The organism is Mycolicibacterium neworleansense (genome assembly GCF_001245615.1).
In the GTDB taxonomy this organism is placed as follows: domain Bacteria; phylum Actinomycetota; class Actinomycetes; order Mycobacteriales; family Mycobacteriaceae; genus Mycobacterium; species Mycobacterium neworleansense.
This window is the reverse complement of sequence record NZ_CWKH01000002.1, coordinates 1503307-1520622: the sequence shown is the minus strand read 5'-3', so window position 1 is coordinate 1520622 and position 17316 is coordinate 1503307. Positions and strand designations below refer to the sequence as shown.

Annotated in this window: 19 protein-coding genes; 4 read left to right on the top strand and 15 right to left on the bottom strand. The window is 67.7% G+C overall.

The genetic code is table 11. The features are described 5' to 3' along the window. The first annotated feature begins 1 nt into the window (after window position 1). Complete coding sequence (locus BN2156_RS22990; protein WP_407661739.1) at window positions 2-559, top strand: TetR/AcrR family transcriptional regulator; 558 nt, start codon at window positions 2-4, stop codon at window positions 557-559. Here BN2156_RS22990 and BN2156_RS22985 read toward each other — a convergent pair. The 12 genes from BN2156_RS22985 to BN2156_RS22925 all read right to left on the bottom strand — a co-directional run bounded on the left by BN2156_RS22985 (window position 556) and on the right by BN2156_RS22925 (window position 11485). Further along, entirely contained in the window at window positions 556-1455 is a 900-nt protein-coding gene (locus BN2156_RS22985) for an aminotransferase class V-fold PLP-dependent enzyme (RefSeq protein ID WP_090517167.1), read from the bottom strand. The genes BN2156_RS22990 and BN2156_RS22985 overlap by 4 nt on opposite strands. Beyond that, window positions 1452-2417, bottom strand: coding sequence for an L-histidine N(alpha)-methyltransferase (gene egtD, locus BN2156_RS22980; RefSeq protein ID WP_090517166.1), 966 nt, complete (start codon window positions 2415-2417; stop codon window positions 1452-1454). Before egtD ends, BN2156_RS22985 begins: the two co-directional genes overlap by 4 nt. Beyond that, complete coding sequence (egtC, locus tag BN2156_RS22975) at window positions 2414-3106, bottom strand: ergothioneine biosynthesis protein EgtC (RefSeq protein ID WP_090517165.1); 693 nt, start codon at window positions 3104-3106, stop codon at window positions 2414-2416. The genes egtD and egtC overlap by 4 nt, the downstream gene beginning before the upstream one ends. After that, window positions 3106-4380, bottom strand: coding sequence for an ergothioneine biosynthesis protein EgtB (gene egtB / locus BN2156_RS22970; RefSeq protein ID WP_090517164.1), 1275 nt, complete (start codon window positions 4378-4380; stop codon window positions 3106-3108). The genes egtC and egtB overlap by 1 nt, the downstream gene beginning before the upstream one ends. After that, a complete protein-coding gene (gene egtA, locus BN2156_RS22965) occupies window positions 4377-5648 on the bottom strand; it encodes an ergothioneine biosynthesis glutamate--cysteine ligase EgtA (protein WP_090517594.1) in 1272 nt (423 codons plus the stop codon). The genes egtB and egtA overlap by 4 nt, the downstream gene beginning before the upstream one ends. A 76-nt stretch (window positions 5649-5724) precedes the next feature. After that, a complete protein-coding gene (locus tag BN2156_RS22960; protein ID WP_235625451.1) occupies window positions 5725-6366 on the bottom strand; it encodes a sensor domain-containing protein in 642 nt (213 codons plus the stop codon). 17 nt (window positions 6367-6383) lie between these two features. Beyond that, window positions 6384-6911: a hypothetical protein gene (locus tag BN2156_RS22955; RefSeq protein ID WP_162490916.1), complete on the bottom strand. Its 528-nt coding sequence runs from the start codon at window positions 6909-6911 to the stop codon at window positions 6384-6386. Between the two features lie 124 nt (window positions 6912-7035). Further along, window positions 7036-7473 (bottom strand): Fur family transcriptional regulator, encoded by a 438-nt coding sequence (locus tag BN2156_RS22950; protein WP_090517162.1) that lies wholly within the window; start codon window positions 7471-7473, stop codon window positions 7036-7038. 50 nt (window positions 7474-7523) lie between these two features. After that, entirely contained in the window at window positions 7524-7958 is a 435-nt protein-coding gene (locus tag BN2156_RS30755) for a hypothetical protein (RefSeq protein ID WP_159402863.1), read from the bottom strand. Window positions 7959-8032: 74 nt separating this feature from the next. Continuing rightward, window positions 8033-9148, bottom strand: a complete 1116-nt coding sequence (locus tag BN2156_RS22935; RefSeq protein WP_407661746.1) for a DUF4185 domain-containing protein — start codon at window positions 9146-9148, stop codon at window positions 8033-8035. Window positions 9149-9171: 23 nt separating this feature from the next. After that, on the bottom strand, window positions 9172-10218 hold the full coding sequence (locus tag BN2156_RS22930; protein WP_090517158.1) for an aspartate-semialdehyde dehydrogenase: 1047 nt from the start codon (window positions 10216-10218) through the stop codon (window positions 9172-9174). A 1-nt stretch (window position 10219) separates the two neighbouring features. Next, on the bottom strand, window positions 10220-11485 hold the full coding sequence (locus tag BN2156_RS22925; protein ID WP_065462884.1) for an aspartate kinase: 1266 nt from the start codon (window positions 11483-11485) through the stop codon (window positions 10220-10222). A 111-nt stretch (window positions 11486-11596) separates the two neighbouring features. Here BN2156_RS22925 and BN2156_RS22920 point away from each other — a divergent pair, with 111 nt between their 5' ends. From BN2156_RS22920 to BN2156_RS22910, 3 genes are read left to right on the top strand one after another with little or no spacing between them, the layout of a single operon-like run. Continuing rightward, complete coding sequence (locus tag BN2156_RS22920; RefSeq protein ID WP_235625484.1) at window positions 11597-12172, top strand: nitroreductase family protein; 576 nt, start codon at window positions 11597-11599, stop codon at window positions 12170-12172. Window positions 12173-12216: 44 nt separating this feature from the next. Next, a complete protein-coding gene (locus BN2156_RS22915) occupies window positions 12217-13164 on the top strand; it encodes a UTP--glucose-1-phosphate uridylyltransferase (RefSeq protein ID WP_090517156.1) in 948 nt (315 codons plus the stop codon). Continuing rightward, window positions 13161-14531 (top strand): alpha/beta hydrolase, encoded by a 1371-nt coding sequence (locus tag BN2156_RS22910; RefSeq protein WP_090517155.1) that lies wholly within the window; start codon window positions 13161-13163, stop codon window positions 14529-14531. The genes BN2156_RS22915 and BN2156_RS22910 overlap by 4 nt, the downstream gene beginning before the upstream one ends. Window positions 14532-14538: 7 nt before the next feature. On the opposite strand, the gene BN2156_RS22905 is transcribed toward BN2156_RS22910, so the two are convergent. The 3 genes from BN2156_RS22905 to BN2156_RS22895 are packed head-to-tail and all read right to left on the bottom strand — an operon-like array spanning window position 14539 to window position 17245. Continuing rightward, a complete protein-coding gene (locus tag BN2156_RS22905; RefSeq protein WP_090517154.1) occupies window positions 14539-15261 on the bottom strand; it encodes a GntR family transcriptional regulator in 723 nt (240 codons plus the stop codon). Next, window positions 15258-15947: a biuret amidohydrolase gene (biuH, locus tag BN2156_RS22900; protein WP_090517153.1), complete on the bottom strand. Its 690-nt coding sequence runs from the start codon at window positions 15945-15947 to the stop codon at window positions 15258-15260. Before biuH ends, BN2156_RS22905 begins: the two co-directional genes overlap by 4 nt. After that, entirely contained in the window at window positions 15944-17245 is a 1302-nt protein-coding gene (locus tag BN2156_RS22895) for a cytosine permease (RefSeq protein ID WP_090517152.1), read from the bottom strand. Before BN2156_RS22895 ends, biuH begins: the two co-directional genes overlap by 4 nt. Between the last annotated feature and the right edge of the window lie 71 nt (window positions 17246-17316).

Sequence of the window (17316 nt, the reverse complement as noted above, 5' to 3'; positions counted from 1 at the left end):
GGTGAGCAAGTTGGACGAGACAGCGGCACGAGAGAAGGTGCTCGACGCGGCCGAGGAGCTGTTTTACAGCCGGGGCATACAAGCGGTCGGCATGGACGCCGTACGCAATGCCTCAGGCGTCTCACTCAAACGGCTGTACCAACTGTTTCCCTCGAAAGACCAGCTTGTCATCGAGTTTCTGCGCCAACGTGATTCACGTTGGCAGCAGGCCCTTGAGGCGTATGTGAACACGCGCACAGACACTCATGAGCGAATTGCCGCGGTGTTCGACTGGCTCCACGGCTGGTTCTCCGAACCCGGTTACCGCGGTTGCGCTTTCATCAACTCGTTCGGCGAACTCGGGGCCATTTCACCCGATGTCGCCGAACAAGCCCGCCACCACAAGAAGGCGTTCCACGACTACCTCACCGGTTTGGTGGAAAGCACGGCAAACGCCGGGGAGCTGGGCCAGCAGGTCGCGCTCCTGGCCGAGGGAGCGATCGTCACGGCGGCGATCTTCGGTACGCCCGATACCGCACACCGGGCTCGCGACGCCGCACTGGCACTGATGCGACGCTAGGGCGCGGTCCGCAGCACCTCGGCGAACTGCTCCAGGTCCTCGGCCGTGGTGTCGACATGCGGGGACACCCGCAGCACCGGCTTGGTCATCTCAAACGGCGCCCGCGCAAGTTCGCATGCGGTGGTGACGATGCCGCGCTCGGCGATCAACCAGGCCCGCACTGCGACCGGATCGGCACCATCGGTGGGTTCCAAAGTCGTGATCGCAGTGGGTTCATCGACGCGTTCCACCACTCGCCATCCGGGCACGTCGGCCAACACCTGCCGCGCCGTGCGGCCCACCTCGGCAAGCCGGTCGCGGACGAGTTCTGCTCCGGCGGCGAGGTGCTCACCCAGTGCGACCGAATATCCGATGCGGGTCGCGGCATTGTGCTCACCGTGTTCGAAGCTCTGCAGCACCGTCACCGGCACATCCCAGGATGCCGGCGGCAGGCGGCGCTGCAACCGCGCCACCAGTTCCGGCCGCACCGCCAGGAACCCGACGCCGCGGGGCCCGGCCAGCCATTTGCGCGACGACGAGTAGATCGCGTCGGCGCCGACGTTGCAGTCCAGATGACCGAATGCCTGTGCGCCGTCGACCACGATCGGCACACCGGCCTCGCGGCACACCGCAACCATCTCGGCCAATGGCTGGGCCACCCCGCGATGGCTGGCCAGCGCGGTGAAATGCACCAGCGCCGGCGGATCGGTGGCCAGCATGGCGGCGGCCTCGTCGACGACCGCCAGCACCGGCGCCGCCGCCTCGGCAGCGACATAACCGCCGACCTCGGCCTCATGACGGGCGTGCGCGGCCACGGCATCGATCACCGCGAGACTCTGCCGCGAGCAGGCGCCACTGTCGAGATGCAGACCGGCGACCTTGGGGCGGGCATCAGCCCACTGCAGCGCGAGGCTCATTTCACCGCCAGCGACAGGCCGAAGTCACCGGCTTCGTCGGTCCACCAATGGGTCTGACGCAGACCGGCTTTCGCCAGCTCATCAGCGACGCCGTCGGCCCGGAACTTGCACGACACCTCGGTCAGCATCTCTTCACCGGCACCGAATGCGACATCGAGATCCAGCCCGGCGATCCGGACCTGCTGCGGCGCATCCGCCCGCAGCCACATCTCGATCCGCTCCTCCTCGGCATTCCACTTCGCCACATGTGCGAAGGCGTCGAGGTCGAAATCGGCGTCGAGCTCACGGTTCACCACCGACAGCACATTGCGGTTGAACGCCGCGGTCACACCGGCACTGTCGTCGTAGGCGCTGACCAACCGGCCGGTGTCCTTGACCAGGTCGGTGCCCAACAGCACGCTGTCACCGGGCTGCAGGGTCTCGGCCAGCGAGGCCAGGAAATCCGCCCGCGGACCGGGCGTCAGATTGCCGATCGTCGAACCGAGAAAGGCCACCAGACGGCGACCGACCGCCGGGATCTTGCCCAGATGCTCCTCGAAATCACCGCACACCGCGTCGATTTCGATGCCGGGGTACTCCTGGCCGATAGCAGCGCCGGCAGCCCGCAGCACACCGGCGTCGACATCGAACGGGATGAACCGGCGCAACTGTCCACCGTCGCGCATGGCGTCGAGCAGCATCCTGGTCTTCTCCGAGGTGCCGCTGCCCAGCTCCACGAGGGTGTCGGCACCGGCAGCCGCCACGATCTCCGGCGAGCGGTGCGTGAGGATCTGCGCCTCGGTCCGCGTCGGATAGTACTCGGGCAGCCGGGTGATCTGGTCGAACAGATCGCTGCCAACCGAATCGTAGAACCACTTGGGCGGCAGCATCTTCGGAGACTGCGTCAGCCCCTCGTGCACATCGCGGCGCAGTGCCGTGGCGGCCGAGTCGGCGGCCAGATAGTTGGACAGGGTGAGCGTCATACCGAACCTTTCAGAGGTGTGAGCTCGACGTCAGAGCCGGCCACGGTGACCAGATGCCGGTCCGGGATATCGGCCCAGCCGGGATCGTCGTCGTAGGGCTCACTGGCGAGCACGACGCCGTCCGGCAGCCGCAACATCGACAAGGTGTCACCCCACGTGGTAGCCACCATACGAGAACCGTTGGCGGCCAAGATGTTCAGCCGGGCATTCGGATCCAGGGCGCCCACCTCGACGATCGTCTGTCCGAGCGCGTCCATACCGCGCTCGAAGATCAGCGCGGCCAGCACCGCACTGTCCACGGTGGATTCAGCGACCCCGGTCAGCGGCAGAACCGCCCGGTCCACTATCCCGTTGTGCGACAGCAGCCACTGCCCGTCGCTGAAGGGCGCTGAGGCCGAGGGTTCGATCGGCATGCCGATGGTCGCCGAACGCACCGCCGCGACCACACACCCGCTGCTCAACGCCGGCGCCACCGACGCGAACGAGGCATCGCCCCACAGTGGCTTGTCGCTGCGCCAGCGACGCGGCACACCATTGTCGAAAAACCCTGCGCCCCAACCGTCGGCGTTCATCAGCCCGTGCTTCTGCCGGCGCGGGGCATAGGATTGCACCAGTAGGCCCTGCGGCGGCTCCAGCACCAGTGCTGCCACCGATCGCGGTGCGCCCAGCCACCCGATATGCCGGCACATCAGGCGTCCCAGGCCAATCTGACACCGGAGAAGATCTGGCGCCGGATCGGATGGTCCCAATTGCGGAAGCTCGGCCGCAGGATGTCAGCGGCCACCGCCCACGAACCGCCCCGCAGGACCCGGTAGTCACCGTCGATGAACGGCTCGGTGTAGCGGTCATACACCATCGGGGTGAAGCCTGGCCATGGCCGCAGCGGGGAGGTGGTCCACTCCCAGACGTCGCCCAGCATCTGTTCGACTCCGTAGGCCGATGCGCCTGCCGGATACGCCCCCACCGGGGCGGGCCGCCGCGCGTCGCCGCCGAGGTTTGCCAGGGCGTCCGTGGGTTCGGAAGTGCCCCAGGGGAATCGGCGCCGGGCGCCGACCACCGGATCCCAGGCGCAGGCCTTCTCCCATTCCACCTCCGTGGGCAGCCGCGCCCCCGCCCAGGCGGCGTAGGCCTCGGCTTCGAAGAACCCGACGTGCTGGACGGGTTCGTCGGCCGGGATCGTCTCGATGTGGCCGAACCGGGTGCGGGTGCCGTCATGGTTCCAGAATTGGGGTGCGGTCAGACCCGCCTTCTGGCGATGCGACCAACCGCGTTCCGACCACCACCGCGGCTGCTGATAGCCCCCGTCGTCGATGAACTCGCGCCATTCGCGATTGGTGACCGGCACCCGCCCGATGCGGAAGGAAGCCACGTCCACCTCGTGCGCCGGACGCTCGTTGTCCAGTGAATGCGGTTCGGTGAGTTCGTCCACCCCGAGCACGAACGGCCCGCCCGGGATCAGCACCGAGGTGCCGGCCAGCCCGGGCCGGCCGGTGGGCAGGGCATTACCGGTGTCGAGCAGCGGTGGCCCGGCCCGCAGGTTCAGGGCCTGCAGCATGGTCTCGTCATGTTGGTTCTCGTGGCTGATCACGAGTCCGAAGTTGAAGCCCGAGTCATCGGTGTCCAGAGCATCGAGGGCGTCGAGCGCGCGGGACCGCACCGTCGCGCAGTAGGCGCGCGCATCGGTGGGCGGTAGCAGCGGCAGGTCGACGCGGCTGGCTCGGGAATGCACGAAGGCGTCGTAGAGCCGGTCCACCTCCGGAGCCAGCATGCCGGGACGGTCGGAATTGCCGCCGCGCAGCAGCCACAGCTCTTCCTGCTGACCGATGTGGGCGAGATCCCAGACCAGCGGGCTCATCAACGGGCTGTACTGGCGATGCAGTTCGGCATCGTCGAAGTCGACCAGGCGCAAGGTCCGGTCCCGCGCCCGGGTGAGCTGCTGTGCCAGCGTCTCGCGTGTGGTCAAAGCTCGCCCTTCACCAGTTGGCTCATCGCAGAAGCGATTCCGTGGCCCACCACCCGATCGGCGAATTCATCGGCCGGGCAGCGGCCCTCCTGAACCGAACGCGTCAACTGCGCCATCGATTCCGAAAGCTCCGCCGGCGCCCGGTCCGCGGCGGCAGACACGCAAGCGACCGCCGCTTCCCGCAGCCGTCGATCCGTCAGACCGATCCGGGCGGCCCGGTCCCATGCCGTGGCCACCGGGGCCGTCGCCTCGGTGGCGATCGCGGCGGCCCCCGGATCATCCAGGAGAGTCGTCGTCATAAACACCACCGCGGGCCACAGCGCGTCGGGCACGCTGTCGAGGTAACGGATCTCCAGCCAGCGGCGCGGACGGACCGGCGGGAACAGCGTGGTGAGGTGGTATTCGAGGTCGGCTTCGGTGGGGCGCCGGCCACCGAGCACCGCGCGTCCGTCGGCCCAATCGGCGAACGGGACCCAATTCGTCACCGGGACCGCATCCGGAGTGTTGACCAGCATCACGGGGGCCCGCAGCGCGTAGCGCGCCCAGTCACTGGCCGGGTCGTCGCCGTCGGCGCCGAGCACCGGGCCGCAACGCGCGGAATCCAGCTGGCCCCAGACCCTTTGACGCGAGGACTTCCAGCCGGTGAACCGTCCGCCGAGCATCGGCGAATTCGCCGTGATGGCGATCATCGTCGGACCGAGGGCATGCGCCAATCGCACGCGTTGGGCCCAGCCGTCGCGCGGCCCGGCGTCGAGGTTGACCTGAACCGAGGCGGTCGACGTCATCATCGCCGCGCCGGGTTCGGCGGACCCGCTGGCCGCGAAGAACGTTTCCATGGCCTGATAGCGCGGCCCGGGGTTCACCCGTCGAGTGGGCCGCAACGGGTCGGCGCCCAGCAGCACCAGGCCCAGACCGCGGCGGTCGAACTCCGCACGCAGCACCGCCCGATCGGCCAGCAGTGCGGTGATCGCCGCTGACGGTCCGTCGACCGGCGGACCGGACAGCTCGACCGCGCCCCCCGGCTCGACGGTGATGCGGCTGCCACCGGGCAATGCGGGCACCGAGGCGATGATGTCGGAGAGTTCGTCCCAACCCGGGCGCCGCAGTGGATCGTCGAGGTCGAAACAGTGCGCCTCGATCTCCAGGCCGACCTGCCCGACCGGCCCGTCATGCAGGCAGTTGGCTTCGATGAACGCCGCGGCGTGCTCGGCGCTCGTGAATTCGACGAGGGGTAGACGGGCCGCATCAGTCCTGACGGGTACTGCCATCGCATCCACCCCTCCCGGTCCTCACCGGATCAAACGGCTCGGCTCTGTTCCATCATCCAGATCGGACCGACATGTTCTACTGCCCCAGCGTGTTCTGCATGGCGCCGGCCAGTACGTTGACCGCTGGGCCGGCGTTGCCGGACTGGCACACCTTGGCTTGTAGCAGCACGTTTTCCCGTTTGCGGGTGGTGTTGAAACAGCGGCGATCCGTGCCGGCCTCCTGCTTCACCCAATCCGCGTCGGTGGCGCTCGCGGCGCCGCCGGTGAAGGTCCACACCTGGGTGACGAAGTTGTCCAGGTGCATCGCGGTGGTCTGGCCCGAGCAGCCGTTGGTGCGGTCCACCACGCGGTGGAAGGCACGGTCGGCGGCCTCCGGCGTCGCGAACACCCCGATCGCCTGCTTGACGTAATGGTTCTGGTCGTCGGCCGCGGTCTGGGTGGTGGCGCCGTTGAACGACGCGAGATCCGGGTCGTTGAACACCTCGGGCAGACCGATGTCGGCCCAGTTGTTGCACACCGGGTTCTCCACCGAGAACGCCTGGAACGGGGCGGTGAACTGGGACTCCCAAGTCATCGGGGCTCCGATGATGTTGCCCACCGAACCCTTGGGCATGACGGCGTAGGACACGACACCGGGATCCGAGGGACGCGCACCCGCAGGTGCAGCCAATGCCAGTGCGAGACCGGCCAGCCCGAAACCGACAGTCAGGGCACGCATGGCCTCGATCATGCCAGTTAGTGGACCGTCCGCGTGCAATAGGTTCGTGCCGGCGAGGGATAAGGCCAGGCGTAGTGCCCGGTTTCGGCAGGGCAGGCCGAGCCGTCGCGTACGTCCAGGCGTCGGGTGACCTGAACCGTCACGCCCGGGCCGCGATCGGTGCGTGCGGTGCAGTCGGCCAGCTCGACCATGCCCGCGGGCATGCCGAGTTCATAGCAGTGGTTGGCCACCAGATTGGGCACCAGGCACAGCCTCGCGGTCGACGGATCGGCCAGTTCGGCGGGCAGGTGCTGGTACTCGGCGCTCGGGCACGTTCCGGTGCTGTCGGCGATGGCCCCGACGGTATAGCTGGGGTCGACGCTGCACGACACCTTGCCGGCGCGGGCCACTTCGGGGGCGGCCGGCGTGGTGGCCGGGACACTCACGCAATCGCCGACCGCGAAGACCATTGCCGCGCCGCGTTCGGGTTGGGCGCCCGCATTGCAGCCGGCGGCCAGCACCGGCACCGCGAGCAGAGCCGCAGCCACGAGCCGATTGCGCGTCATGGTTAGCGAGAATCTCACGATTCGCCGGACCCCACCCACTGCTTGGCCTTACCGGGGGTGAAAAGCCAGGCGCCCCGGCCACCAAGGGGAAGTGGCCGGGGCGTCCATTGGGCTGCAGAGTGGTCTAGTGGGGGGCGGCCGCCTGGCAGTCCGCGCAGACTCCCCAGAACACGACCTCGGCTTCGTCAACCGCGAAGCCGGCCAGGTCAGACGGTTCCAGGCACGGAGCCTCGCCCACCGCGCAATCGACGTCGGCGACCACACCGCACACCCGGCAGACCAGGTGATGGTGGTTGTCGCCGGCGCGGGTCTCGTAGCGCGCCGAGGATCCGGCGGGTTCGATCCGACGCACCAGGCCCGCGGTCACGCAGGCGCGCAGGACGTCGTAGACCGCCTGGGTCGACACCGAGCCGAGGTTCTCGCGGGCCAGGCCGGCCACATCGTCTGCAGTCGAATGCGGATGGTCGGCCAGCGCCTGGAGAACCGCGACCCGCGGTGCGGTCACACGCAGCCCGGCAGCCCGCAACAGGGCCTTGGGATCGTGGTCATGCACCGTGGTCACGGCTCCAGTATGCGCGCTCTTTGGAGTCAGTCCAAAAGAGCGGACTGTGATTATGGTCGCGCGGGCGGTGCCGGTGTCGTCGGCGTCTCAGGACGTTCCGAGCCGCTGCCCGGACCACCGGGACCCCAGCCGGGACCGCCGGGACCGAATGCGCCGGGCCCGCCGGGGCCGAACGGCGGCATCAGGTGCGGCGGTCCCATCCGGCCCGGTCCGCCGTCGGGCCCGCCACGATGGAACATCATCATGCCGCCACGGTCGTGGCCGCCGCGGTGGTGATGGCCGTCGCCACCGGAGTGCGCGCCGAGGAAGAAGCCGGTGCCGAAGACCACGGCCACGATGAAGACGCTGCCGGCGGCGATGCCCACCCAGGCGAGCGCCTGCAGCAGGCGGCTCGGTTTGTTCTCGGCGGGCGCAGCCACCACCGGGGCGGGCGTTGCGGCCACCGGCTCGGTCGCAGGTTCGGGCGAAGGGGGTGTTTCAGTCATGACACGAGCATGCGAGCGCTGCTGAGGTGCTGATCAAGAATTGGCTATGAATCAGCTGTGAAAGGCCCGGGGAATTACTGCTCCCAGGGCTTGATCGGGTTCACGGCGTACTGGATCACCCGGTACGGGGTGCCGCCGCGGGCCATGGTGTTCCACTGGCTGACGAAAACCCGGACCCGGTCCAGCGTCGACCCCGGTGAGATGTAGCCGCCGTAAGGCTGGGCCAGCTGATTGACCTCCGGCGGTGGCAGCGAGTCGACCGGATCCGGCCAAGCACTGGCGAACACCACCGTGGTCACGGGGGCGGTGCCCAGGCCGGTGGGATCGTAGGCGACCCGCACCTCCATGTTCCCGGTGGTGGCATTGAAGTACGACAGCACCGGCTTGCCGTCGATCTGCCGGATGCTCATCTCCCCCACCCGGTCGGAGAACAACGGGGTCGGCGGCTTGCCCCAACCCGCGGGCGACCAGCCCTGCCAGCTCGCCCGGTCGGTGAAGGTCTTCGGGTTGGCCCGGTACAGGAACGGCGGGCTGCTGCGGTCGAAATTGTTGGCCAGGATGTACACCCACCCGCCGGGTGAATCCGGAGCCGGGATCGGGTCGTAGTAGCCGGTGATCTGCGACTGGGCGCCGCCCTGGTAGGCGGCCTCACGTACCGAACCGGGCACCGTCGGCCACTTCGGCCGGGCCGCATCGGCTTTCACCAACCGCGAGCTGTACGGCTTCAGGTTGTAGGTGGTGGTCACCAACATGTAGTTCTCGCGGTTGACGGAGATGACACCGGCGGGCAGCTGCGACGAGCCGGCCGGCGCCAGATCCGCCAGCAACGGCTTGTCCACTCCGGTCACGCCCCGGTAGCGCACACCGGCCGGATCGTCGATCGAATCGGGATCGACATGCAGAGCCACCGGGGAGTACCAGCCGCCGAAGCCGACGGCCTGCCCGGCGAAACTGTCACCGCAAACCTGGAGCACTCGGCTCGGAAACTCCATGAACTCACACAGATCGGTGGCGCCGATGCCGTAATCACGGGTGGGAGTACCCGTCCCGGCGCTCGGCCCGATCCGCAGCACCTGACCGGGCGCCAGCGGGGGTATCACCGGATCGCCGAATGGCGGGTTGGCGCTCGCCGCCGGAACCGCCGAAATGGCATTCCAGCAGAGAAAAGCCGAGAGAACGCCTGCTGGAATGCGGTTTCGGCGCAAGGGGGTGGTTAGAGCTCGGCGGCCAGCAGCTCAGCGATTTGAATCGTGTTCAGCGCAGCACCTTTTCGCAGGTTGTCACCGGACACGAACAGGGCAAGACCACGCCCCTGTGGCACACCCGGATCCTGCCGGATCCGGCCGACCAGCGATTCGTCGACGCCGGCGGCGGCCAGCGGGGTCGGCACGTCGACCAGCTTCACGCCGGGGGCTCCGGCAAGCAGTTCCTTGGCACGCTCAGGCGAAAGCGGCTGGGCGAACTCGGCATTGATCGACAGCGAGTGTCCGGTGAACACCGGAACGCGCACGCAGGTGCCGCTCACCGCGAGATCGGGGATGCCGAGAATCTTGCGGCTCTCGTTGCGCAGCTTTTGGTCCTCGTCGGTCTCGCCGGAGCCGTCATCAACGAGTGCGCCGGCGAGCGGAATAACGTTGAATGCAATGGGCGCAACGTATTTCACCGGCTCGGGGAAGTTCAGGGCCGATCCGTCGTGCACCAGCTGCTCGGCGCCCTCGACCACCGCGCGCGTCTGCGATGCGAGCTCCTCGACACCGGCCAGGCCACTGCCCGACACGGCCTGGTAGCTCGACACGATCAGGCGGGTCAGCCCGGCTTCCTCGTGCAGCGGACGCAGCACCGGCATGGCGGCCATGGTGGTGCAGTTCGGGTTGGCGATGATGCCCTTTGAGAGAGACCGAGCACGGTTCGCGACATCTCTCTTGAAGTTCACCTCGCTGACGACCAGGGGCACGTCGGGGTCCTTGCGCCAGGCCGACGAGTTGTCGACGACGACGGCACCGGCCGCGGCGAACCGCGGGGCCTGCACGCGCGACATCGTCGCGCCGGCGGAGAACAGCGCGATGTCCAACCCGGACGGGTCGGCCGTTTCGCTGTTCTCGACCTCGATCTCCTGGCCGCGGTACGTCAGCTTCTTGCCTTCGGACCGCGCCGAGGCGAAGAACCGGACCGAGCTGGCCGGAAAGTTCCGCTGCTCCAGCAGGGTGCGCATGACCTGACCGACCTGGCCGGTCGCACCGACTACACCGATGTTCACCATGTCAGCGCCCCGTTCCGCCGTAGACCACGGCCTCGTCGTCGCCACCAAGGTCGAAGGCCTCGTGCAGCGCGCGGACAGCGGTGTCCAGCTCGGTGTCCTTGACCAGAACCGAGATCCGGATCTCCGATGTCGAGATCAAGTCGATGTTCACCCCGGCCTCGGCCAGCGACTCGCAGAACTTGGCCGTGACGCCGGGATGGCTGCGCATGCCCGCACCGACCAGCGACACCTTGCCGATGTGATCGTCGTAGAGCACCTGGCTGAAGCCGATCTCATCCTTGAGCCCGGTCAGCTTCTCCACGGCCGTCGGGCCGTTGTCCATCGGGCAGGTGAAGGTGATGTCGGTCTTGCCGTCCTCGACCTTCGAGATGTTCTGCAGCACCATGTCGATGTTCACGTCGGCGTCGGCGACCGCGCGGAACACCCGGGCGGCATAGCCGGGTACGTCCGGGACACCGACAACGGTGACCTTGGCCTCCCCGCGGTCGTGGGCTACTCCGGTCAGCAGGGCGTCTTCCATGGGGATGTCCTCGATCGATCCTTTGACGATGGTGCCGGGCTTGTCGGTGTACGACGAACGCACGTGAATCGGCACGTTGTAACGGCGGGCGTATTCGACGCAGCGCAGCATCAGCACCTTGGCGCCGCACGCGGCCATCTCGAGCATCTCCTCGAAGGAGACGGTGTCGAGGTGGCGGGCATTGGGCACGATGCGCGGGTCGGCGGTGAAGATGCCGTCGACGTCGGTGTAGATCTCGCAGACGTCGGCCTTGAGCGCGGCGGCCAACGCGACGGCGGTGGTGTCCGAGCCGCCGCGGCCCATAGTGGTGACGTCCTTGCTGTCCTGGCTGACGCCCTGGAACCCGGCGACCAGCACGATGACGCCCTCGTCCAGCGCGTCGCGCAGGCGGCCGGGCGTGACGTCGATGATCTTGGCGTTGCCGTGGGTGCCGGTGGTGACGATGCCGGCCTGTGATCCGGTGAACGAGCGGGCCTGCGCGCCGAGAGACTCGATGGCCATCGCGACCAGGGCGTTGGAGATGCGCTCACCGGCGGTCAGCAGCATGTCCATCTCGCGCGCCGGCGGGGCCGGGGAGACCTGACGGGCCAGGTCGAGCAGGTCGTCGGTGGTATCGCCCATCGCCGAGACCACCACGACGACGTCGTTGCCGGCCTTCTTCGTCTCGACGATGCGCTCGGCCACGCGACGGATCCGATCGGCATCCGATACCGAGGATCCGCCGTACTTCTGTACGACGAGCGCCACTATCTAACCCTTCGAGCTTCGGGAATGAGTCCCAAACAGGATAAGGGAGGCGCGCTCGCGTTTTCCCCCGCCGGTAGCTTGGCTGACGTGCCTGACACGCCGAGCGGTCGAATGGCCACCACCAGTGTGCCGATCCATCCCGATCTGGCCGCCCGCTGGAGCCCCCGGGCGTTCGATCCCGATGCCGTCATTATCGCTGACCAGCTCACCGCGCTGCTCGAGGCGGCACGCTGGGCGGCCAGCTGGGGACACCGTCAGCCGGTGCGGTTCCTCGTGGGACGGCGACCGGATGAGACCTTCGTTACATTGGCCGGCCTGCTCAAACGCGGCAACAGCTACGCGCATGCGGCCTCGGCGCTGATCCTGGTGTGCGCCGACGAAGGCGAGGATGAGCGCACCGCGCGCTACGCCGGCGTCGACGCCGGGGCGGCCATCGCCCAGCTGACCGTCGAGGCGGTGTCCCGCGGACTGATCGTGCATCCGATGGCCGGCTTCGACGTCGACGGCGCCCGAGCGGCGTTCGGGGTTCCGGACGGTGTGCGGCCACTGGCCGTCATCGCTGTCGGCACACTGGGTGACTACTCGAAGGCCGACGAGGCCGTCGTGGAACGCGACAGCAGGCCACGCGAGCGGCTGCCGCTGGAGCAGATCGCATTTGGTGAGCGCTGGGGAATTCCACTCGGCTGACCGGTGCACCGGCTAGTTTTGGTGGAGCACCGGGAGAGGAACACATGGCACGACAGGCCATCCGCAAAGCCGTCATCCCCGCCGCGGGTATCGGTTCGCGCCTCCTGCCGCTGACCAAGGCCACCCCCAAAGAGATGCTTCCGGTCGGCGACAAGCCGGTCATCGAGCACACGGTGCGCGAGCTGGTCAGCTCCGGAATCACCGACATCACCATCGTCGTTTCCGGCGGAAAGAACTTGATAGAGGAGCACTTTCGACCGAATACGACGCTGGTCGAGCAGCTGCGCGCGGACGGGAAGACCGGGTACGCCGACGCTGTCGAGGAGGTCGGCGAGCTGTCCGCGCGTGGCCACATCACCTATCTCCATCAGCACGGTCCGTACGGCAACGGCACCCCGGTACTCAATGCCTCACGGTCGTTCGGTGACGAACCGGTGCTGGTGCTCTGGCCCGACGATGTCTTCGTCGCCGAGGTACCGCGTGCCCAACAACTGATGCGGGCGTACGAACAGACCTCATCCCCGGTGCTGGCGTTGATGCCGATGGCACCCGAGAATTCACGCCGGTACGGCGTGCCGATCATCGATGAGAAGTTGGACGGTGGTCTGCTGCGGATCAGCGGAATCGTCGAGAAACCTCAGCCGCACGAGGCTCGCTCCGAGTACGCCGCAATCGGTGGCTACGTCATCACACCCGGCATCATCGACGAGCTTCGTGAGCAGACGAAACGCTGGTACGAGCAGTCTCTGTCCGGCGAGATCTACCTGACCGACGCGATCAACGCCTACGCCGGAGACCATGCCGTCTACGGCCAGGTGATCCAGGGGCACTGGTATGACACCGGCAATCCGGCCGACTACCTGGTCGCACAGTTCGCGTTCGCCCTGGCCCATCCCGAATACGGTCCCGTGCTGCGGCGATTGGCCGACGAGTTGGAGGGCCCACTGCTACACAAGCTTTCGCGGGAGATCGGGGAGAGCGGATCCACATGAACCTGTCCCTGACCAACGGCCTGATCCCGATGGCGCTGCAATTGCTCGCCCTGGTCGCGATCGTGGTGGCAATCGGTCGCGGTCGGTCTCGTGAGTGGATGAGGCGCTGGCTGCTCGCCGCCGTACTCGTCGGTGTGGGCCTGGCAGCCGCAGCGCGGCTGTTCGTCCGGGACCAGGGCTGGTCCGCCGAGGCCATCTCGTTCGGCACCGTGTTCTGGACGGCGATGTTCGGATTCGCCGCGACGGTGTTGATCGGCGGTTGGCCCGGCAGTGCATGGTGGCGCCGCTTGGTGTCCGTGGTCTCGGTGGTGTTGATGGTGGTGTGCGGGCTTGCCGCACTCAACACCGCGACCGGCTACTTCCCCACCGTCCGGGCCGCCTGGCTGCGGTTGACTCAGACCGAGCCCGAACAGTGGATCGATGAATCCCAGCTCGCCGCACTCGCGCAGTCCGGTGAGATCCCGACACGCGGCACCGTGGTGCGAGTGAACATACCGGCAGACGCATCGGGTTTCGCGCATCGGACCGAGGTGGTCTACCTTCCGCCGGCCTGGTTCTCCAGCGACCCGCCGCCACAACTGCCCGCGGTCATCTTGATGGGCGGCGAGTTCAACCATCCCAACGACTGGCTGCAATCGACCGGTGCCCTGCAGACGCTCGACGACTTCGCCGCGCTCCACCACGGCAACGCGCCGGTCATCGTATTCCCCGACATCGCAGGCAAGTTCAGCAACGACACCGAATGCGTCGACGGCACCCGCGGCAACGCCGCGTCCCATCTGACCAAAGACCTGGTGCCCTACTTGATCTCGCGTTTCGGGGTCAGCCCGAAGGCCGAGAACTGGGGTCTGGCCGGGTGGTCTTCGGGCGCGACGTGCGCCCTGAACACCGCGGTCCGCAATCCCGAGATGTTCAGCGCCTTCGTCTGGCTCGACGGCACCCTCGGCCCCAATGCGGGCACCAAGGACCAAACCGTCGCGCGACTCTTCGGCGGCGACCGAGCGGCCTGGGAGGCATTCGACCCCAAGACGGTGATCACCCGGCACGGCCCGTACGACACCATGGCGGCGTGGCTCGGCGTCGGCGAGAGCACCCCGACCGTGCATCGCGACGCCACCACCACTCCGCCGCCCGAGGAGGCGATCGCCGGCTGGGACACGTTCTCCGAGGAGCACGCCTCCAACGCCAACAAGCTGTGTGCCCTGCTGAGCGGTTACAACGTCGAATGCTCCGTGGTGGGCTACCAGGGTGGGCACGACTTCCAGGCAGCCAGTACGGCTTTCGACGCGGCGTTGCCCTGGTTGGCCTGGCGGCTCGGCACCCCGAATGTGCGGGAGAGGGCCCTGCCCGGGGCGGGCGAGAAGTAGCGGACGACTACTTCCAGAGTGCCTCCAGCGAGGTCACCGATTGACCGAGGGCACGTGCGCTCAGCGCTCGCAGTGCACGCCGCTCGACCACCTCGAAACTCGCTCCCACATGCTCGTGCAAGGCGGTGCGGCCGGCGTCGAGCTGATCATCGAGGAGCAACTCGACGATCTGGAGGTGCTCGTCGATGGTGGCGATCACCCGTTCCTCGGTGACGAAGTCGTACATCCGGATCAACCGGATCCGCCGGTTGACGTTGTCGAGCGTGGCGACCATCGCCTTGTTCCCCGACGCCGCGCACAGTTCGACATGGAACGACTCATCCCGCAGCACCATGTCGCCGTCCGGCGGGGGCGGGCCGGCCCTCAGTTCCAGCCACTGCCCACGCAACGCCACGAGCCGGTTCTTGTCATACTGCAGCTCATCGGTTTCCAGGATCCGCGTGATGCCACGCAGTTCGATGGTGATGCGCAGCTCATAGAGATCGCGCACGCCCGGGATGTCCAGCGCGACCGGGTAGTACCCGTCGGTCCGGCGTTCGAGCATGCCGTCGGCGTGCAGCCGGACCAGCGCCTCGCGCAGCGGGGTCCGGCTGACGTTGAGCGTCTCGCACAACTGGGACTCGACCAGCCGGGTGCGATGGTCGATCTCACCGACCATGAGCTTCTTGCCGAGCTCGAGGTACACCCGGTCGCGCAGGGAGACCTGGTCGGTGAGCCGGGCCGCGGTCACTGCAGGCCCTTCAGCGCTGCCACCACATCCGAGCTGGTGGCATGCGCCCCGAACACCCCGCCCTGCATGGTGATCATGTTCAGCGCCGCAACATGATTGGCGTAGTCGGTGGCGCCGGTGGCATCCGAGACCACCAGGCATTCGTAGCCGCGGTCGTTGGCGTCGCGCATCGTGGTGTGCACGCACACGTCGGTGGTGATGCCGGTGAAGATGATGTGGGTGATACCGCGGGTGCGCAGCACCAGGTCGAGATCGGTCGCGTAGAAGCTGCCCTTCCCGGGCTTGTCGATCACGGGTTCACCTGGCAGAGCCGCCATCTCGGGGACCAGCTGCCAGCCTGGCTCACCGCGGGTGAGGATCCGTCCGCACGGCCCGGCCGACCCGATCTCGGCACCGATCCGACCCGAGCGCCAGCGCTTGTTGGCGGGCAGGTCGGACAGGTCAGGACGGTGACCTTCGCGGGTGTGGAGGACGGACAACCCGGCCGCCCGTGCCGCGGCCAGCACCTCCTGCGCGGGGCCCAGCGGAGTCCGCACCAGGGACAGGTCGTAACCCATCGTGTCGACGTATCCGCCTTCACCGCAGAAGTCGACCTGCCAGTCGATGTTGATCAATGCGGTGCGCCCGGCGGGGATGTCCCCGTCGTAGGGCCACACGTATGGGTCGGCATCGATGGTCACGGTCATGCGGTTTCTCCGACCAGGACGGGTTGTGCGGCGCGCACCGGAAGGTAGGCCAGGGCGGTGAACGCAAGGCCGCCGACGACCATCGCGACGACCGCGTCGGACAGCTGGGGCGCGTAGAAGTGCGTCAGCAGTGCTCCCCCGGCCCCGATCGCCCACGCCGCGAACGGTTTCCAGTACATCCCGGCGCCGGAGGCGACACGCCGGCCGGCGAACACCAACTGGTCGAGGATGAGCACGATGCCGATGGGCGGCACCAGTACGCCGAGGATGTTGAGCCACGTCGCGAAGTACGACCAGATGCCCGCGACGGCGGCGACCGTGCCCACCACACCTAGGACGATCGTCAACTGCCGCATGGTTTTTCCGGTGATGTTGCCGAAGCCGACCGCGCCGTTGTACAGGCAGTGCGCACACACGCTGCCCAGGTTGACGAATACGAACACGATCGCCAGCGGTACCAGGATGCCCCCGGCGCTGACCAGGACGTGCAGGAAATCGCCGCCCGCGGTGTCCGCCGCGGCGGCGGCTCCCAATGCGACGACGAGTGCGCCGACGAGCTGGGCGATGAAGTAGGCGACCGGGAATGCCGCGAACGCGGCCAGCGCGCCCTCCTTGCCGTTGCGGGCCCACCGGGTGAAATCCGCTGTCATGGTGCCCGAGTCGGCGAAGCAGGCGAACACCATCGTCACGGCGACGCCGAAACTGAACGCACCCGCCCCGGCGCCACCGCCGTAGGACAGTGCCGAGCCGATACCGCCGTCGGCGGCCGCCAGCGCCACGGCAACCACGCCCAACGGGATGAACAGCGCCGAGGCCACCACCCCGATCCACGAGATCGCCCGGATCCCCACGAAGGTGAGGGCCACGAACAGGACGCCGGCCAGCAACGTGATCCACGGTGCACTCCAGCCCATCGACAGGTTGAGCGTGGACCCCACCATGCCGGTCTGGAACGCGAACCAACCGATCACCAACGCCGACAGGAAGGCCGACACCACACGAAAGCCCTTGGTTCCGAAGGTGTCTGCCGCCGTGAGCGCGAAGTTCTTACCGGAACGCCCGGCCAGATAGCTCAGCGTGCCGACATAGGCCATCAGGACCAGGTCTCCGACCAGGATGGCGGCCATCCCGGTGCCGAAGCCCAGGTTGTAGACCACGATGCCGGCGAACACGGCCGAGGTCATGATCATCGGGAAACCCACCCAGACCGCCGACACCGAGAACAGCGACTTGCGGGCAGACAGAGGGACCGGTTCGTTCTCGTACTCCTCGCCGAGGGCGGAGGGCGCTGTATCCATGGCTGTATACGGTGCGGTATACGGATTTCTCCGGCGTTTCACCGCATAAAGCTCCGGTTACGAGGTCCTCA